This window comes from Prevotellamassilia timonensis, from assembly GCF_021531665.1.
Classification (GTDB): Bacteria; Bacteroidota; Bacteroidia; order Bacteroidales; family Bacteroidaceae; genus Alloprevotella.
In genome coordinates, this window is the sequence record NZ_JADYUH010000055.1 from 1 (window position 1) to 19,756 (window position 19,756).

7 protein-coding genes are annotated in these 19,756 nt (G+C 52.6%); all 7 read left to right on the top strand.

The window, feature by feature from the left end; all coding sequences use genetic code 11:
* Positions 1–512 precede the first annotated feature (512 nt).
* The 7 genes from I6E40_RS08705 to I6E40_RS08735 all read left to right on the top strand — a co-directional run bounded on the left by I6E40_RS08705 (position 513) and on the right by I6E40_RS08735 (position 18,486).
* Positions 513–1,385 carry a DUF4595 domain-containing protein gene (locus I6E40_RS08705; protein WP_235386652.1) on the top strand — a complete coding sequence of 291 codons (873 nt, stop codon included), beginning with the start codon at positions 513–515 and terminating at the stop codon, positions 1,383–1,385.
* Between the two features lie 30 nt (positions 1,386–1,415).
* The gene (locus I6E40_RS08710) at positions 1,416–1,970 is read left to right on the top strand and encodes an OmpH family outer membrane protein (RefSeq protein WP_235386653.1); all 555 of its coding nucleotides are present in this window, start codon (positions 1,416–1,418) and stop codon (positions 1,968–1,970) included.
* A 334-nt stretch (positions 1,971–2,304) separates the two neighbouring features.
* Positions 2,305–3,123 (top strand): glutamate racemase, encoded by an 819-nt coding sequence (murI, locus tag I6E40_RS08715; protein WP_235386654.1) that lies wholly within the window; start codon positions 2,305–2,307, stop codon positions 3,121–3,123.
* A gap of 1,407 nt (positions 3,124–4,530) precedes the next feature.
* A complete protein-coding gene (locus tag I6E40_RS08720) occupies positions 4,531–12,894 on the top strand; it encodes a M60 family metallopeptidase (RefSeq protein WP_235386655.1) in 8,364 nt (2,787 codons plus the stop codon).
* A gap of 32 nt (positions 12,895–12,926) precedes the next feature.
* Positions 12,927–13,127, top strand: a complete 201-nt coding sequence (locus I6E40_RS08725; RefSeq protein WP_235386656.1) for a hypothetical protein — start codon at positions 12,927–12,929, stop codon at positions 13,125–13,127.
* A gap of 881 nt (positions 13,128–14,008) precedes the next feature.
* Entirely contained in the window at positions 14,009–15,283 is a 1,275-nt protein-coding gene (locus I6E40_RS08730; protein WP_235386657.1) for an ATP-binding protein, read from the top strand.
* 473 nt (positions 15,284–15,756) lie between these two features.
* Positions 15,757–18,486, top strand: a complete 2,730-nt coding sequence (locus I6E40_RS08735; protein WP_235386658.1) for a DNA gyrase/topoisomerase IV subunit A — start codon at positions 15,757–15,759, stop codon at positions 18,484–18,486.
* Positions 18,487–19,756: the final 1,270 nt, after the last annotated feature.

Consider the following 19,756-nt stretch of genomic DNA (forward strand, 5'->3'; position numbering starts at 1 on the left):
TTGAAGGAAATGCATGTACCCTTGAAAAACGTATAGGTTTGAAAGGTGAATACGCGCGCCTCGCGCGCGAAGCTTATTTCATATTTTTTCCCGCGCTCCGTTTTGAGGGCATTATGGCACATTTTTTGCTGTAAGCCCCCTTTTTTGCACCGCAATGAGGGCGTGACCTGCGCCACCTTATGCGCCATTGACGCTGCGGTAAGACAGAGTGCGCCGTCTGCGAACGTCTTTGACGAAGTCCAGTGTGACATCTTGCACAGAAAAAGGTGAAGCCTCATCATCAATTTTTATCGGACAGCAACAATAGTCTTACTTGTTGTTTGAAGCGACTCAACCTAATTTCGGGAACACCTCCTTGAATGAAAGAACCGTGAGCAAGCCACAACATTTTGGGAGCGGGCGGAGCGTTTTCCGAGTTTTTTCCGTAAGTTTGCCCCCGACATGGGTGCGCACACTTTTCAAGATGTGACGAATGCCCTCCAAAAGTTGAACCCTCCATGACCATGAACTGAATGAAAAACTCAACAGAACTTCTTCAAGACCTTCGGACTCACGTGTCCCATTGGTTCGGACTGACGACCCTTTTGCTCTTCGCCTTGGTCGTTTCCCTCCAGTCCTGCTCGGATGACTCTCCCGGCTACGTCATCAAGCCCTCCCTGCCTTCCGATGGAAGCACACCCGTGAAACAGATTCGTTTCAACGGTTCGCTGATGGAATGCTATGACTGGACTTTCAACTATGTGGACGGAAGAATGCTGTCGGCAAAGAGCACGATGAGAAATCCGGACGCCTCGCTGGACAGAAAATACAACTATGATTTCTCGCTGGTCTATGGTCCCACCTCTGTCGCTCTCACAAATCAGACCAACCGCGTCAGCTTGTCAGCCACGCTCAACCTGCAAAACCACATCGAGAAGTTGCAGGAAGGAGAAAACAGATATTTCTTCTCCTATACCAACGGCTATCTCACCTCCTGGCAGAAAGAGGAAGTGGTGACAAACTCCGTCGGACAGACCACGATCTATCGTTCCTCCGCCGTGCTGACCTACACCGGAGACAATCTCAGCAAAATTGTCTATACGGGAGTCGATGAAAAGCCTTTGACTCTCCTCTTCACTCCTTCGACGGAGGCGAATCCCAACGGTTTGCTGCCGGCGGTGGGAACAAGAGAGATGGGCTGTTTAGGTTTTGAGTATCTCTACTATGCCGGCATGCTGGGACGCCCGAGTCGCAATCTCGTTCAGAAGGTTGAGTATGTCTATTCTGCCGGAGTTGGCACGGACTACAGCATCTCCTTCCGCTACAACACGTCCTCCGGAAAGACCGACCTCTGCACCTTTGAAACTTCCGACGGGCGCATCGGTTCGGTGAACTATTCCTACTAACCCTCCCATATTTCCCAAAAACTTTCCCCAATGAGAACCCTCTTAGTCCCTCTTTTCGTCAGCCTTTTCTCCTTCCTCGCCATTGCCACCCCCGCTTCGGCACAGAGTCAGGTGCGCTTCGGCTATGTCAAATATGATTCCATCCTCGTTTCAATGCCGGAATATGCCTCGGCACAAAAACAGATGGAAGAATTGAGGAAGAAGTATGAGCAGGAAGCGCTCTACAACGAGCAGAGTTTCAGAAGACAGTATGTGGAATTTCTGCAAGGTCAGAAGGACTTCCCGCAGAACATCCTGATGAAACGTCAGCGTGACCTCCAGGTGGCAATGGAACGCGGACTCAACTTCCGTCACGAAGCGGACAGTTTGCTGAAGGCGGCAGAAGAGGAAATGCTCTTTCCCATCCGACAGCGACTTGACAAAGCCATCCAAGAAGTGGGAATGGAGCATGGTTATGAATACATCGTAGATATTGACCGACAGGTCTATCCTTTCATCCATCCCCTCGTGGGAGAAAATGCCAATCCCTTCGTGTGCCGAAAACTGATGCTGCAGGAGACGCCCGTCATGCCGCTTGCTAAATAAGTAATCCTCAAAAAATAACCTGCATCATCTTTGAAAATCTTTTCGGTCCATATTTCCTCCCTCATCAGTCACATAGCTACGGCTATGCTCCTTCTTCGGGTGAAAATCTGACCTCGAAAATCTAATTCAAATCTGACGCAACTTATTATTTTCATATTACTAAGGAGGGTGTTCTGTAAATATTAGAATAAGGAGTATTCAAGAGCAAGTGCTCAACCAAATTCATAGAACATTCCAAAATCTCCTTCCCTCAGCCTTCGGGCAAGACGGGTGAGGCGGTTTTCGCACAGACCTTTTTCCCCCTTTTGAACCTTTGACCCAAACACACGTTCCCATGTCCTCTCCCATCGGCGTTTTTGATTCCGGCTACGGCGGATTGACCATCCTCCGACAAATGCGACAGCTCCTGCCGCAGTATGACTATTTATATTTGGGAGACAACGCCCGTGCCCCCTACGGCTCTCACTCGTTTGAGGTTATCTATAAATATACGTTACAAGCAGTTGAGGCACTCTTTGCCAGGGGGTGCAAGTTGGTCATTCTTGCCTGCAACACAGCCTCGGCGAAGGCACTCCGCACCATTCAGGAGCGCGACCTTCCCGGAATAGACCCCAACCGGAGAGTGCTCGGCGTCATCCGCCCGACAGTGGAAGCGATTGGACCGCTCACGAAGACACGTCACGTCGGACTGCTCGCCACAGCAGGAACCGTGAACTCCGGCTCCTACACCTTGGAAGTACACAAACTTTGGCCGGACATCACAGTCACCGGGCAAGCCTGCCCGATGTGGGTGCCCCTCGTGGAAAACTATGAGTTTGACAGTCCGGGCGCAGACTATTTTGTGAAAAAAAGAATAGAAGGAATCCTCAGAGTGGACCCGAAAATTGACACACTGATTTTGGGATGCACGCACTATCCTTTGCTGATGAACAAAATTGTGAAATACACGCCGCCCGGTGTGCGCATTGTTCCGCAAGGAGAGTATGTGGCTGAGAGTTTGAAGAAATATCTCGCCAAGCACACAGCCATGGAAGCACAACTTTCCAAACAAGGGCGCGTCCACTATCTGACCACGGAAAGCGCCGAAAAGTTCAGGGAAAGTGCCGCGCTCTTCATGCACGAAATGGTGGATGTCGAAACCATTTCGCTCTAAGGGACTGCCTATAAATGGGAGTAGGGAACGTTCAAACGGTGCCAAACCATTAAGGGGTGTTCTATAAATTACTCACGTTTCGCAAGTTGAATCAGAGAATAAGCACATGCGCCCCCGCCGCGCCGAAGGCGCACTCTGCGTGAATGCGACGGGCTGAAAGTAGTGCGGCTCCCGCCGCGCCGAAGGCGCACTCCATATCAATGATAACGGGCTGAAAGCCCAATCAAACCCGAAAAAGGAGGGTTTGCGACCAGCCCAGGGCAAGTGAGCGAAGCGAACGACACCCTGGGTAGGCGGTTATATCACGTTTCACGCCCTGCAAGGGCAAAAGCGTAGTTTATTCATCTATATTTCTGTCCTTAGTTTTTTAACGCGTCTGCCCCTGTAGGACGTCTCTATTTTTTATTTCTACACGTGACCCGGGGTGTCGTTCGCTACGCTCATCTCTTGCCCCGGGCTATGCGCTCGTTGGGCTTTCAGCCCGTTCGCGACAAAAGTAGTCGCGGCTCCCGTCGCCATCTTCGCGGGCGTATAGCCTTCCAGGCTAATTTTCCCTTGCTTCCAGCTATCCCCGGGCGTTGCCCGGGGTTTCTCACAGTATAGCCTTCCAGGCTAAGATACTTTTGCTGCACAGGTGGCTGCACCAGTAAGTGTGGCTCCGTTGTGTTTCATGTTTAGGGGACACAACAGCAGAAACAGCAAGCAAGACTATCCAGCATGGAAGGCTGTACTGTGAGTAACCGGGGGCAACGCCCCCGGATGGTGACAACTCACTCAGTATCAGCCTGGAGGGCTGTACGCCCGCGAAGATGGCGGCGGGAGCCGCCGCGCCGAAGGCGCACTCCATATCAATGATAACGGACTGAAAGCCCAATCAAACCCGAAAAAGGAGGGTTTGCGACCAGCCCAGAGCAAGTGAGCGAAGCGAACGACACCCTAGGTAGGCGGTTATATCACGTTTCACGCCTTGCAAGGGCAAAAGCGTAGTTTATTCATCTATATTTCTTAAGGGGTGAAAGAAAGGGCATGAATGGAGAAAAAGATGATGCAGGTTATTTTTTGAGGATTACTTAAAGCCAATTTTCGGAACGGATGAGGGAGAGTTTATTTTACGAATCGGCGATTATTTGCCACGAAACGCCCCGAATGTGAGGTGAAGGTGCGAATCCATAGACGAGGCAATGCAAAAAAAACTAAGAAAAAGTTGCAATTTTATGAAGATATAAAGAAACTTATATCTACTTTTGCGCGCGGAACTTGAAGAGATTCAGAGAGAAACACTTCTTGTTGAGTTTCGCGGTGTTGCTCAGAAACACTTCTTTTTGAGTTCCGCGGTGTGGCTCAGAAATACTTTTTTGAGTTCCGCGCGATATTTCAACGGCAACAAATTCTTAAATCTCTACATAAATGAAAAACTTCTACCTTGTTTGGAGGCATTGCCTCCTAATGGTTCTGGGGTGCTTCATCTGTCTTGGCGGACACGCCCAGCTCACAGAGTTGGTGCAGGGCAAGGTGTATCGCTTCGTGAACAGAATGTATCCCGGTTATTCCATGACTGCGGGCTCGATGACAACAGCCATCGGCGCCGCCACAGTCGAAAGTTCCAAATCACAGTTGTGGTATGTGGCTGAAGTGTCCAACGATGGCGGCGGCGTGCCCCGCTATCGCCTCCGCAGTTTCGGTAACGGCCGTTACCTGCAAGGCGCGGGTGCCAGCACGCAGTGGAAGCTTGTCGAAAACGCCACCACCGCCGACACCTACCTCTACCTCCGCACCGTAGGCACTACCTACAACACCTTGAGCTTGGATAACACTGATAACAACAAGAACAAGATGCACTGTGATGGTTCCAAGAACATCGTGGGTTGGAGCGTGGATGGACAAGCCACCCACTGGACCATCACCAAGGTGGACTTCAACGAGGCGGAAATTGAAGCCAACTGGAGAGCCATCGATAATTTTGTCTTCACGGACACACAGATTGCAGACTTCAAGGCCAGCCTTGCCGCCATCTTCACCGACGCCGCCTGCACGACGCTCAATGCAACCTATGCAGCCATGAGCCTCGACGAGTTGCAGGCAGATGCCCACTACACCGTCCTGCCTGCCACCCTGCAAAACATGGTGACCAAGGTGTGGAACGAACAAACTTCCACGCAAGACCGTGCCACTGCCTGGGGAGAGGATCACGTGGATGGCGAACCAGCCAAGGCATGGAGCGGCGACTACGCCAAACGCTACCGTGTGCAGAACTATGAAATCTACACCAACCGCGACTGCGTCAACTCTGCTCTCAAAATCAACATACACACCAACCTCAACAACCCCACCGGCATCATCACCAAGGAGCGTGACGCCTTATATATAATGGTGGACGGCGAAATCAAGGATGGTGCTTCGCTCTATCTCGGCAGCTACTCCGGACACGGACAGGCGGGCAACGCCACCGATGGCGTGCAGCTCCAGCAGGGTCTCAACGTGGTTCCCTGTTTTGTGGACAAACAGTGGACCTGCATCTACTACACCGCCAACACCATGAAAGCATGGGACGGCACGACCAACAAGGGTGCCCATCCCCTTTCCTACTATCCGGACCTCAAGATTCACATTGAGGGCGGTCACGTCAACGGTTACTACAACGAAGTGGGCGATGCACTCTATGCCCACGGACGCACCGGCGAAAACGTCACCCCCACCGGCGACAATGAGGAAGACTGGGACTACCTCGCAGCCCGCAACGTGCTCGACGACATCACCATCGTCGGCAAACGCATCGTCTTCCAGTTCAATTTTAAAAAACCGGTCAACGAAGACGGCACAGTACATGAAGGTACTGACTATTACTTCACCGCCGATAATAGCGGCAACCGTCGTGTTCGCATCACTGACTTCCTTGAACGCTGGAACCGCATCGTTTGGGCGCAGAACCTGACCATGGGTTTGGAAAGTGCCGCAAGTGTGGATGCTGCCAACGCGTTGTATCCCACCCTCGATGCCCCCTCCCGCGGCGTCTATGCCTATACGGGTGATGACGAAGAATATGCCTCCTCCTACGAGAACTACTATCGCATGCACTGTCTTGCCATCGGCATTCCCACCGGCTACATGTCCGGCGGCTGGACCAGCAGTAACTACAACTACGGTACGTTCCAAGCCATCATTGAGGGCATCACCACCAATGCCGGAAACACTTGGGGACCCGGTCACGAGATTGGTCACCAGCACCAAGGACCCATCAATATGAACGGTCTGACCGAGGTGACCAACAACCTCTTCGCCAACGTCTGCGTCTGGTATGACGGCAGAGCCACCAGCCGCACCAACAGCGGGGAGGGTGACCTCAGTTATGTGCTCAAGGCATACAACGAGGAGAATAGCGACTTCTTCACCAACAACATCTGGGCACAGACGCAGATGTACTATAAGCTCTGGCTCTACTATCATCTCGTGGGTCACAACAACAAGTTCTATCCCCGTCTTTTCGAGATGTTGCGCCGCGACCCCATCACCCGCACCTACAACCAGCTTGACGTGCAGGCTGATGAAAATGGCACCGTGGTGACGGGCAAGACCCCGCTGCTCCATTTCTACAAGAAGTGCTGCCTCGCCGCCGGCGAAGACCTCACCGAGTTCTTCCGCGCCTACGGCTTCTTCACCCCGATGAACAAACGCTACGTTGGCGACTACGCCAGCTCTGAATACACCCAGACGCAGGCGCAGATTGACGCCACCATCGACGAAGTCAAAGCCTTGCACTATCCCGAGAACCACACCGTCCTCTTCATCAACGACTGCACCGGTACCCCCTTCTACCAGCATGACGGCAAAACCGAGCGTTCTCGGTTGGGGGACAGCGGCACCTACTCCGACCTCGGCGCCTACACAGACTACAACGGCACCACTTCCAACGATGAAGTGACGGGAACCTACGAACTCACCGTTGCCAACGGAAATGCCACCATGGTCGGTGCCACGGGCGGTGCAGGTTTCTTGATTTATGATGAAAACGGCAAGCTCCTCTCCTTCTCCTCCGACTACACCTTCCCTTTGAGCGATGAGGCTCTCATCGCCATCGCCAAAGGTACTGCCACCGTGCAGGTGCTCAACGCTGAGGGCACATCCACCCCCGTGGTTTATGACGGCGGCTCCGCTGCAGTCAGCCTGCTCGCCGGCTTGCTCGCCGAAGTGAAGATTGTGGTGGATGCTGTCGATGACGGCGGCAATTCCGGCACTGACTACACCAAGGTCGGCTTCTACAAGAAATCCGAAGTCACCACCCTCCTTAGCCTCTACGAAGAAGCAAAGACCCTCTACGAAGAAGGCGCACAGTCCGGCTACGTCAGTGCCTACAACGCCCTCAAGACTGAGTTCGACGCCGTCAAGGCAAATGAATTTGCCCGAGTGGCACTGGTGGCGGGAAGCACCTGCGTGCTCGTCAATAAGAACGAGCCTACACGTTATATCAGCGAGACCGGCTCAAACACTGTTACCACCACCAACGTCACAGGCGGCGTGGTTGTGGCAAACGTGCCCGCAACCGGACAGTGGATTTTGGAAGCCTCCACCACCTCCGGTGCCTATAACTTCAAGAACGGCTCTACCACTAACTACTGGTTGGCACTCACACAGAGCGAACAGTTGACGACAGGAGCTGAGAAGAAGAGTTACACCTTCCTTGACAATGAAGATGGTTCTTGGGGCATCAAATATAGTGAAAACTCCCAGCTCATCCACAAAGCAGGAGGAAACAACATCGTGGGTTGGGGAGACACCTCCAACAAGAACTCCCACTGGTACATCACCATGGTGTCCAAACCTGAAGTCTTGGAAGCTTCCATGAACTTGGAGGACCTCGTGGCAAAGACCACCACCCTCATGAACAAGATGGCGAACGTCAGTGGAAAGGGCGCACAGGACATGAGCACCTTCCGCATCACCTCCAACGCCACCGAACAGGGACATGGCACCGCACTCATGGTCGATGGTGACCTCACCACCTTCTTCCACACCGTGTGGAGCGGCACCGAGGTCGACGAGAACCACTACTTCCAGATTGACTGCGGCGAAGGTCTCAGCCTCGAAGAGTTCACGTTTAATTACACCACCCGTCCTGCCGGCGACGGTGGCAAGGATGCTCCGACCCAATTTGTCATCACGGGCGGCAACACCACCGATGTCAATGGCGACGTGACCGACTGGACTCCCATCACCACGATCAGCGATGGACTGCCCAGTGAAAAGGCAACATCCTACACCTCCAACACAATTGGTGCTTCCGGCACTGCTTATCGCTACCTCCGCTTCACCGTGCCCACTGCTTCTGGCGGCACCTTCGGAGGCCAATACTACTTCGGTATAGCAGAATTTAGTATCTCACGCCCCGTGGCAAAGGTGAACTCCATCGTGGAGAAATATGCTGCCGATGCCCTTGGCGGCAACCAACTGACCAATGCCAAACTCATTGCTGCCGACGAAGCCCTCTACGCTTCCAAGCAGTTGCTCGCCAACGGTGAAGCCACCAAAAATGATTTGACAACGCAATACACTGCGCTCAAAGCTCAGTATGACATCCTGCTCGCTACCTATAATGCTGCCGAATCGGATGACCTCTCCGCTGCACAAGCTGCCCTGCAGGACGTGATTGACGACACCCAAACCCTCCTTAATCAGTGTGGTTCGGTGTCCATCGTCAAAGCCAACGTGCCGCTGCAGAGCACGGATGAAAATGCCTCCGGCTACCTCTACTGCAACGCTCCTTATCAAGCACAGCAGAATGGTGACTACAGTGTGCAAGGAACCGATGGCTATCACCTCCTTGACGGAAACAAGACCACCTATCTGCACACCAACTATGCCGCAAATGCCGGTCCGGGCGAAGACCACTATCTCCGCGTTTATGTGGGAGAAAGCGGAATTGGTCAGTTCCGCATGCTCTACACCACCCGAAATTCCGGCAACGGTCAGCCCACCAAAATGGTGATTGAAGGCTCCAACGACGCAACCGGCACCTACACCGAGATTGCTACCCTCACCAAAGACGATGCTTCCAACCCGCTGCCCGTGACCACAAGCACCGACTACACCAGCGATTATTTTGAAGGTGGAACCTACAAGTACCTCCGCTTCCGTATGTTAGGTAATACCGCATCCGATAGTAAATCTAAACCCGACGGTCACTACTGGTTCTGCATGGCTGAGTTTGCTCTTGAGAGGAAAGCTTCTACCACCATCACCAATAACCACAAGGGAACGGTGATGGATGATGAAATTCTCACCACTTACAACGCCATCGAGTCTGCGACCACGGCTAAGAATCTTGCCAAGACCGTGGCACAACTCAATGCCGCACAGGCTGAACTGCAAGCACAGTATGACGCCCTGCTGGTTGCCAAAACTGTTGTGGAAGGACACGGGTCGTTGAAAACTGCCATTGACAACGCCACCGCCCTCAAGAACAGCTGCTACGAAACCGACGTTCAGGGCAACACCGTGGTGAAGGCGGACTATATTTCCAACCCGAACTTCTCCCTCGAAGACCTTCAGAACCTGGAAAGAGCCATCAGCACTGCCATCACCGTCTTTCGTACCGCCGATGCCACCGATGATGAAGTGGAAGCACAGGAAACGGCACTCGCCGCAGCCATGACGCAGCTCAACCGCAGCTTCGACTACATGGCTCTCCCCATCACGCTGACCACCAACACGAACAACCCCGTGCTCTACACCATCCACTTCCAGCGCGACGCCACGCCCTACTACCTGCAATATCGCGGCGATGAAAGCCATGGCGACTATCGTAACCAGTACGACTACAACAAGTTGAAGTATAACGCTACGCTCGACAGGGGTAACATCTACCAGGCATTCTACTTCACCCGTGGCACAGTAGGCGCTCGCCTCTACATGAACGCCGCTGCCGACAACAAGGTGTTCTCCGTGATTACCGGTGACCTCGGCACAGGTGCGGGCAAGGTGAAAGCCTTTGCCGCAGACGAAGCCACTCAGACCTTCGACGCTCGCGAATGGACCATCTCTGCCAACGCCAACAACGATGGCTGGTTCAACATCGCTCCCGCGCCCAACGCTGCAACGCCCCTCTATCTCCACAACTGGAACGGCATCACGGAGAATCCCGACAACATCGGTTTCGACACCGACGCCGACAATGCCGGCTCGCTCTTCCAGTTCGCTCCCTATCAAGAAGCCGACAAGACAGCACTCAACAGTGCACTTGCAACATTGAACACTGCCTACGCTGCCTGCTTCTCCGATCCCGAGTGCACCATCATCAAGAGTGAATACGATGGCTCGCTCAACCTCACCCGTGAAAATCTCAATTCGGTGAAGGCAGTGATTGACGCAGCCCAGACAGTCTACGATAACGAATTAGCTTATCAGTCTTCCGTGGACGAGCAGACCGCCCTTGTGGAGGCACAGACTCTTGTTCTGCGGAATCTCGTGGCATACGCCGCCCTGCCCGTCAAACTGACCACCGACCCCGCTGCTCCGCACTACTATCGCATCTACGTGAACCGCAGCGGTCGTCCCCTCTGGCAGGCACGCACCACCGATGATCCCAGCAGCACCAAGGTGCAGCTCACCACGGACTACGACCTCGGTGTTGACCGTCAGGCATGGTACTTTACCGCTGCCTCCGAGGCTCCGAAAGTCTACATCGTGAACAAAAACACCACCGACCGCGTCCTCGCCTGCACCACCGGCGACTTCGCAGAGGGTGCCGGTAAACTCCAAAGCCTTGCTGTGGATTACGCAAGCGTGGGTGCCAACGAGTGGACCATCACGAACGAGGCTTCCCAGTCCGGCTGGTACAACATCACCACCGTGAAGACTACCACCGCAGAAGACGGCTCCACCACCAACACCACCTTCTACATTTCCAACCACGGTGGTGTGAAAAACAACATGGGCTTCTATAACAATTCTTCCGACGAAGGCTCTAACTTCCAGTTCGTGGAAATTGATCCGACCCGCAGTGCTGCCTACAACACGCTCTACAACTATTTCCACGATGAGACGAAAGTGGAGATTGACATGACGGCAGACGCACCTGCCTTCCCCGCAGATAAGATTCACGACACTGCCATCGGCTACTATAATTCAAGTTTGGCAAGTAATTATCTGAGTGCATATGGGGTGGCATACTACGCTTTGGAATATGCAGATTCCTATACCGATGACCAGTTTACAAGATTCTGCGGAAACCTTGTAACAAGCAACGAAGCACTCGTACCCAACGCGATTGACTTCGATGCCTACTACGTGCTTCGCAATGCCCACACCGGTTATTGCAACAACGCTGTGGCATACGCTAATGCGAACGACCATAAGGTTTACTGGCACGCTCAGGTGGCAGACGTCAATACCACCTACACCGTGGATTTGAACAATGGGTCTGACAATAAAGAAGCTTCTGACACTTATTGGAAACAATGGACCAGCACCGCGACGCCGAGTGTGACTTTTAGCGTAACCAGCAAAAACATTGCGACCTCAGAATCGAACCTTGTCATTTATAGTGGAAAAACTAATGCTCCGTTCAAACTGAATGCGCCCACCGGCTATGTGATTGACAGCTACTCTGTCACCTTCGCCAATAATGGGCATGATGTGGCGCAGACCTTGACCTTTAGCGATGAGGGTGTGGCTTATCAAACCACCAGGGCAGCTCAAACCTACACGGTGGCAAACAGTGGTAAGTCTTCCGTGACCATTACCTTGACCGGAACGAATCAAGGTGTCAAGCTCACCGACTTCACCGTGAAGATTCGTCCCTCTTTCACCGAGAACGAGGCTGTGAACGTCTGGAAGTTTGAACAGGTTGGAAACAACGCCTATCTCAAGAACCTGCACACCGGTACTTACTTGACCAATGCCGGCACGCAATACGGAGCACGCCAGCTTTCCACCACGGGTCAGCCCGTCACCTTCAACATCCTTGGTGATGGTCAGCTGAACATCAAGGTGAATGGCAGCCAAATGCATGCACAGGCTGCTGGTTCTGCGGTGGTGGCATATTCTTCCGGCAAGAACTCTGCTTCTGCCTGGTACGTCGAGAAGGTCGCAGCTCCCGAGGAAATCACGACCCGCATCAACATGACGCAGTATCAGAAAGCCAGTCTCTATCTCGCCTATCCCGCTATCATCCCCGAGGGCATCACGGCATACTATGCAGCAAGCGAAGACGATGCAACCATTGAAGGAACAAGCGGAGGCAGCATCTACCTGACGCCCTTTGAAGGCAACGTGCTCCCCGCGGGAACGCCTGTCATCTTGAAGGGTGCACAAGGTGCTTACAAGTTTGACCTCTCCACCACCGACGAAGGAACGTCACCCGCTTCCAACCTCTTCCAAGGAAGTGCCTACAAGAAGTTGGTACAGGGCGAAGCGAACTATAAGTACTACCTCTTCGGTGTGAAGACCGTGAACAGCGAAAAGAAGGTGGGTCTCTATTGGGCTTGGTTGGAATATCGCGCAGACGGCACCATCTCCACTGCCGGCACCGACAACGGAGGTTATTTCTACGTGCCCGCCAACAAGATTTATCTGCCTTGGAACACCGCCTCCGGTGCTGCTCCCGCCTTCTACTTCAACTTCGACGGCACCACCACGGGTGTGGATGGCATCGAGAACGTTTGGGACAGAAACACGGGAATCTATGACCTCCAAGGACGCCGCGTCAACCGCATCGAACAGAGTGGAATCTATGTCATCAACGGACAGAAACGTTTCGTCAAAGTTAATGGTAGATGACAAAGCATCATTCATCAAACAATCAGCACATCATGAAAGATAATAAGCAAATATCTGCACCATGCCGCAAACCTTACGTGGCTCCAACCTCTGAGTCCATCCGCCTCTTCGCAGAGGGTGCCCTCCTGTCGGGAACCAACCTTGACGTCGAAGGAGGAGGCACCGATGGCGACTTTGAACATCTCTCCGGAGGTCGTAACAAAGAAAATCCCATCTGGAAAAACATGAACTAATCCCCTGGGATTAAGACACCAATGCTGACAAGGGCTGCACCACCGTGGTGCAGCCCTTGCTGCAAGAAAAGAAGAAAGGACAAAGAGTCGAAGAGAGGAAGAGTCAAAGAGAGGAAGAGACAAAGAGTTGGGGAGTCAACAGTCAATAGTCAATGGTCAAAGAGTCAAAGAGAGGAAGAGACAAAGAGTTGGGGAGTCAACAGTCAATAGTCAATGGTCAAAGAGTCAATGAGTTGGGGAGACTAAGAGAGGAAGAGAGAAAGAGTCAAAGAGTTGTGGGGTCAACGGTCAACGGTCAACAGTCAAAGAGTTGGGGAGACTAAGAGAGGAAAAGACAAAAGGCAAGCAAGACTATCTTAGCCTGGAAGGCTATACTGTGAGTAACCCCGAGCAACGCCCGGGGATAGCAGGCTGCAAGGAAAGATTAGCCTGGAAGGCTATACGCCCGCGAAGATGGCGGCGCGTGCCGCTTTAAGTTGGCATCAAGTCACTCCTTCCCGCCGCTTCGTCTGCGACATAAGCCTGGTAGGCTCTCCGCCGTCTGTCCTGCACGTGAAATCAAAGCAAGAAAGTACGTCTCGCTCCACAAACTCCGGAACGAAATCATCACAAACTCCGGAACGAAATCGTCACAAATGCCGGAACGAAATCGTCACAAACTCCGGAACGAAATTGTCACAAATGCCGGAACGAAATCGTCACAAACTCCGGAACGAAATTGTCACAAATGCCGGAAAAGTTGAAGAAGGAGCGTGAGAATCAGAGATTTCTTCGTAATTTTGCCACGCAAAGAAAACGTGCGAATCCGCTCCTCTCGGAAACCCCTTCGGACAAGACCTCGGAACGGTTGCTCGCCACACTTATCCCATCCCTATTTCTCCATGGAACGCTACAAAAAACGAATCGCCGACAGCATTCTGCAACGCAAATTGCAGGGGAAAGGTGCGGTGCTGGTGGAAGGACCGAAATGGTGCGGGAAAACCACCACCGCCAAGCAGCAGGCGAAAAGTGCGCTCGACCTCGGCGACACCTCGGTGCTCAAACAGAGTGCACAACTGATTGAGATAAATCCCCAAAGTCTGCTGGACGGCGAAACGCCCCGTTTGATAGATGAATGGCAAACCCTGCCTTCCATCTGGGACAGCATCCGCAGTGAAGTTGACAGACGAGGCGTGCCTGCACAGTTCGTCCTCACGGGGTCATCCGTGCTCCCCGATGCCGACGAGACGATTCACAGCGGGACGGGACGTTTTGCTCACATCCGCATGCGACCGATGAGCCTTTTTGAATCCGGCGAATCAACAGGGACGGTCAGTCTGCAAGACCTATTTGAGGGAAAGGAACCGACGGTGCAAAAAAACGAACTGACCCTCGGCGACATTGCTTTCCTCACCTGCCGCGGCGGCTGGCCCTGGGCGACGCTGATTGACAAGGACGTGGCGTTGGACCAAGCCTTTGACTATGTCGATTCCGTGATTCACCACGACATCATGAGAGTTGATGGCGTAAAACGTAATCCGCAACGAGCGCAACTGCTGCTCCGTTCCTACGCCCGCAACATCTCCCAACAAGTGTCCTACAGTACGTTCAAGAAGGACATGCACGCCAACGATTCCGACACGCTGAATGAGGACACCGTGGCAGACTATATCAAAGCACTCAAGAAACTGTTCGTCGTGGAAGATCTCCCTGCCTGGAATCCCAACATCCGCAGCAAAGCCGCCATCCGAACGAGCGACACGCGTCATTTCGTGGATCCGAGCATCGGCACCGCTGTGTTGGGGCTCGGTCCGCAAGACCTGATGAAAGATCTCCGCACCTTCGGACTCCTCTTTGAAGACATGGTGGTGCGCGACCTGCGAGTCTATGCCGATGCACTGAACGGCGAACTCTTCCACTACCGTGACAGCAGTGGCTTGGAATGCGACACCGTGCTTCACCGCCGCGACGGCAGTTACGGACTTTTGGAGGTCAAACTGGGAGGAGAACAGAACATCAACGAAGGTGCCGCCAATCTGACCGCACTGGCACAAAGCATTGACACCAACCGCATGCCCGCCCCTTCGTTTCTGGCAGTCGTCATTGCCGTCGGACAGTATGCCTACCAACGTCCCGACGGCATCTACGTCATTCCCGTGGGTTGCCTGAGACCTTGAGACAAAGAGTCAAAGAGACAAAAAGACTAAGAGTCAAAGAGACAAAAAGACAAAAAGACAAAGAGAGGAAGAGACTAAGAGACTAAGAGTTGGGGAGTCAACAGTCAACAGTCAACAGTCAAAGAGAGGAAGAGTCAAAGAGAGGAAGAGACAAAGAGTCTGCGCGGTCTCCGTTTTATCCGTTTAATTCGTCAGATATGTGTTCAAAAATTAATTCATGAATAATTCGTGATCAATTCATGTCTAATTCGTGTTCAAAAAATCCTTTTAATTCTGCGTGAACTCTAAACGCCTTATTCCACAAATGCCGGAACGAAATCATCACAAACTCCGGAACGAAATCGCCACAAATGCCGGAATGAAATCGTCACAAACGCCGGAATGAAATCGTCACAAACGCCGGGAAAGTGAGAAAAGGAGCGTTTTTTCCGCATTTTTCGTAACTTTGCCAATGATTCTCCCTTTCATCTTCCATGAGCGAAAATAATCCTACCAACCAACCCGCGGGCGAGCAGCTTCCGGAGAACCCGGAAACCGCAGCCCATTCCGACTATCAACCCTCTGCCGTGCGAGACGCACAAGGCAACTACCAGTTGACGGGAATGTACCGCAACTGGTTCCTGGACTATGCCTCCTACGTGATTCTCGAACGCGCCGTGCCCCACCTCGGCGACGGACTGAAACCCGTGCAGCGACGCATCCTCCACTCCATGAAACGCCTCGACGACGGGCGCTTCAACAAGGTGGCGAACATCGTCGGTCACACGATGCAGTTCCACCCCCACGGCGACGCCTCCATCGGCGACGCCCTCGTGCAACTCGGACAGAAAAACCTGTTGGTGGATTGTCAGGGAAACTGGGGTAACATCCTGACGGGCGATGGTGCGGCAGCACCGCGTTACATCGAGGCGCGCCTCTCCAAATTCGCCCTCGACGTGCTCTTCAATCCCAAAACCACGGAGTGGAAATTGTCCTACGACGGACGCAACAAAGAGCCGGTCTCGCTGCCCGTGAAATTCCCACTCCTGCTGGCACAGGGCGCGGAAGGCATCGCCGTCGGACTCTCCGCCAAGATTCTGCCCCACAACTTCGGGGAACTCTGCGACGCCGCCATTGCCTGTCTCTACGGGGAGGAGTTCCACCTCTATCCCGACTTCCAGACCGGCGGCTCCATCGACGTCAGCCGATACAATGACGGACTCCGAGGAGGTTCGGTGAAGGTCAGAGCACGTATTGAGAAACTCGACAACAAAACCCTCGCCATACGTGAAATACCGTTCGGGAAAACCACCACCTCGCTCATTGACTCCATCCTGAAAGCCAACGAAAAGGGGAAAATCAAGATTCGAAAAGTCGATGACAACACCGCCGCCGAGGTTGAGATTCTCGTACATCTCACTCCGGGCACCTCAAGCGACAAAGCCATCGATGCGCTCTACGCTTTCACAGACTGCGAAGTCAGCATCTCTCCCAACTGCTGCGTCATCGACGACAAAAAACCAAAGTTCCTCACCGTGAGCGACGTCCTGCGCCGCAGCGCCGAGACGACGAAACATCTCCTGGAACAGGAACTGCGCATCCGACGCGGGGAACTGATGGAGAGCCTGCTCTTCGCCTCCCTTGAACGCATCTTCATCGAGGAGCGCATCTACAAAGACCGAGGCTTTGAACAGGCAAAGGATATGGACGCTGCCGTGGCTCACATCAACGGGCGATTAGAACCGTTCAAAAAGGATTTCTACCGCGAAATCACCCGCGAAGACATCCTCCGCCTCATGGAAATCAAGATGGCACGTATCTTGAAATTCAACAAAGCCAAGGCGGAAGACCTCATTGCCCGCATGAAGGACGAGGTGGCACGCATCGACCACGACCTCGAGAACATGACCGACGTCGCCGCCAACTGGTTCCGACTCATCAAAGAAAAATATGCGGAAGCCTATCCCCGCCGCACCGAGATACGCTCCTTCGACAACATCGAAGCCACCAAGGTCATCGAAGCCACCGAGAAACTCTACATCAACCGTGAGGAGGGCTTCATGGGTACTTCCCTCAAAAAGGATGAGTTCGTCGAGAACTGCTCGCCCATCGATGACGTCATCATCTTCTATCGCGACGGAACCTACAAAGTGACGCGCATCCAAGACAAGGTCTTCATCGGAGAAACGGAACGCTCCAAAACGGACCGACGCAAGAAGGTGGAAATCATTCACATCGCGGTCTTCAAGAAGGGAGACCAACGCACCATCTACAATGCGGTCTATCGCGACGGCGCCACGGGGGCATGCTTCATCAAACGTTTCAACGTGACTGCCATCACACACGACAGAGAATATGACCTGACCACGGGAACGCCCGACAGCCGCGTCCTCTATTTCACTGCCAACCCGAACGGCGAAGCGGAAATCGTCAAGGTGACCTTCCGTCCCAACCCGAAGCTCAAACGCATCTCCATGGACAAGGATTTTGGCGAGATTCTCGTCAAAGGACGCGCCAGCCGAGGAAACCTCCTGACACGACTTGACGTCCATCGCATCACGCTGAAGTCACACGGTGCCTCGACGCTCGGCGGACGCAAGGTGTGGTTCGACCACGACGTGCAGCGATTGAACTATGACGGCAGAGGCCAGTTCCTCGGCGAGTTCCACTCCGACGACCTCGTGCTGGTGATGCTCCAAAACGGTAACTTCTACACCACCGGCTTTGACCTGAACAACCACTACGAAAGCACGGGCATTCTCCGCGTTGAGAAGTTTGACGAACGCAAAATCTGGACAGCCGTCCTCTTTGATGCCGACCAGCAGGGCTTCCCCTACGTGAAGCGTTTCCCCTTGGAGCGCACCCCGCAGTCACGTCCCGCGAACTTCCTCGGCGAAAATCCCAACTCCCGCTTCGTTCTGCTCACCGACCAGGTCTATCCGCGCCTCCTCGTCACTTTCGGCGGCGCTGATGCCTTCCGCGAAGCGATGGAGGTGGATGTGGAACAATACATCGGCGTGAAGAGTTACAAAGCAAAGGGCAAGCGACTCACAACCTTCGAGACGGAGCGCATTGAAGAGTTGGAACCGCTCCGCTTCCCCACGCCGGAAGAAGAAACTGCCGATGCAGAAGCCGCTGAGGAGAACGAAAACCTCAAAACAGGCTCTGCGGTAGAAGGCGACGAGGAAGGCACTCCCGTGCAACTCAGTTTGTTCGACGAGTGAGGCGGCTCACGCTGAATTCGCAGAGTTGAAGTAGTTTCAGCCAGCAAGAAATGTTTCTCCATTAATGCCCATTAATTGTCTCATTAATCGAAGAGTCAAAGAGACGAAGAGTCAAAGAGACGAAGAGTCAAAGAGTCAAAGAGACGAAGAGACAAAGAGACGAAGAGACGAAGAGACGAAGAGACAAAGAGACGAAGAGACGAAGAGACAAAGTGATAAAAAGAAAAAGGGGCAAAGACAAAAACCAAGAAAACCCCTTGAAGAGTATGGCGGCTGCGCCGCTGCTGTGATGCTTCCGTTTTGGTCTTATAAGAGCAAGCTCTTAACGCCCAACCGACAGCATCCCCCGTGCCTTCTTTCAGAAGGCTGCCATTCTCTTCAAGGCGATAAACAGAAATAAACCGTTCAATGTTAGCACGATGAATTCGCCACCTACTCCGCCTTACTACGGCTCAGTCGCTGCGGCTTTGCACTTGATGAATGCACAGATAAGATGCGGTTCCTGCCGGGAAAAGATTTATGGGGTGTTCTATAAATTACGGGATAAGAAACGTTCAAAAGAAAGTGCTTACGTTTTGGTCGCTTTTCGCTTCTTAGCGCGCCCTTTTGTAAGTTTCGTCAGTCACATAGCCCGCTATGCTCCTTCCTCAACTGACAAAAGTTCATCTCTAAGAAATCAAAAATCAACTCAACCTAATTTTTAGAACACCCCTTATTTCTGTTTATCGTCTTGCGATGGATGCAACCCGACAGGGGGATGATGTGGCAGGCTGAAAATCCGGAGCTTGCTCGGAAATTTCCAGCCGGCACAGCATCAAAGGCTCGTCAGAGCCGTTTGCATCAAGCGCAAGAGGTTTTTCCGGTTTTTGTCTTTCATTCATTCGTTCAATTTCTGAACATTTCGCGCGTTCCGTGTTCCGAAACAAATTAATGGCTTTTTAATGAATCAATTCATGAACATTAATGTTTCTAAAAGGGTGCGCTGAGAAATATCCCACCCTCAGTGACTAAAAAGTGTGTATCCAAAATGTGCATTTTGACACACCCTTGATATCAGATGGACACGGCTCTTTCATTTAAGAATAAGATAGCGACAAAAGCTCCCTTACCCGATTCAGTTTGAATTGGGTAAGTATATTTAGTTTTATTTCAGGTCGTTATCTGTTTATTGAAATATATATTTTTTTCATTTTTGTTCTAAAAATCGAATCAGACAAGTAAAGCTCATCGAGATGTGTCTCATCAGTTCGGCCAAACCTTTTTTCTTGTC

Bases quoted from the DNA above. Each gene is read 5' to 3' on its own strand.
- I6E40_RS08735 (WP_235386658.1), top strand. From the start codon at position 15,757: ATGAGCGAAAATAATCCTACCAACCAACCCGCGGGCGAGCAGCTTCCG.
- I6E40_RS08705 (WP_235386652.1), top strand. From the start codon at position 513: ATGAAAAACTCAACAGAACTTCTTCAAGACCTTCGGACTCACGTGTCC.
- murI (WP_235386654.1), top strand. From the start codon at position 2,305: ATGTCCTCTCCCATCGGCGTTTTTGATTCCGGCTACGGCGGATTGACC.
- I6E40_RS08725 (WP_235386656.1), top strand. From the start codon at position 12,927: ATGAAAGATAATAAGCAAATATCTGCACCATGCCGCAAACCTTACGTG.
- I6E40_RS08710 (WP_235386653.1), top strand. From the start codon at position 1,416: ATGAGAACCCTCTTAGTCCCTCTTTTCGTCAGCCTTTTCTCCTTCCTC.
- I6E40_RS08730 (WP_235386657.1), top strand. From the start codon at position 14,009: ATGGAACGCTACAAAAAACGAATCGCCGACAGCATTCTGCAACGCAAA.
- I6E40_RS08720 (WP_235386655.1), top strand. From the start codon at position 4,531: ATGAAAAACTTCTACCTTGTTTGGAGGCATTGCCTCCTAATGGTTCTG.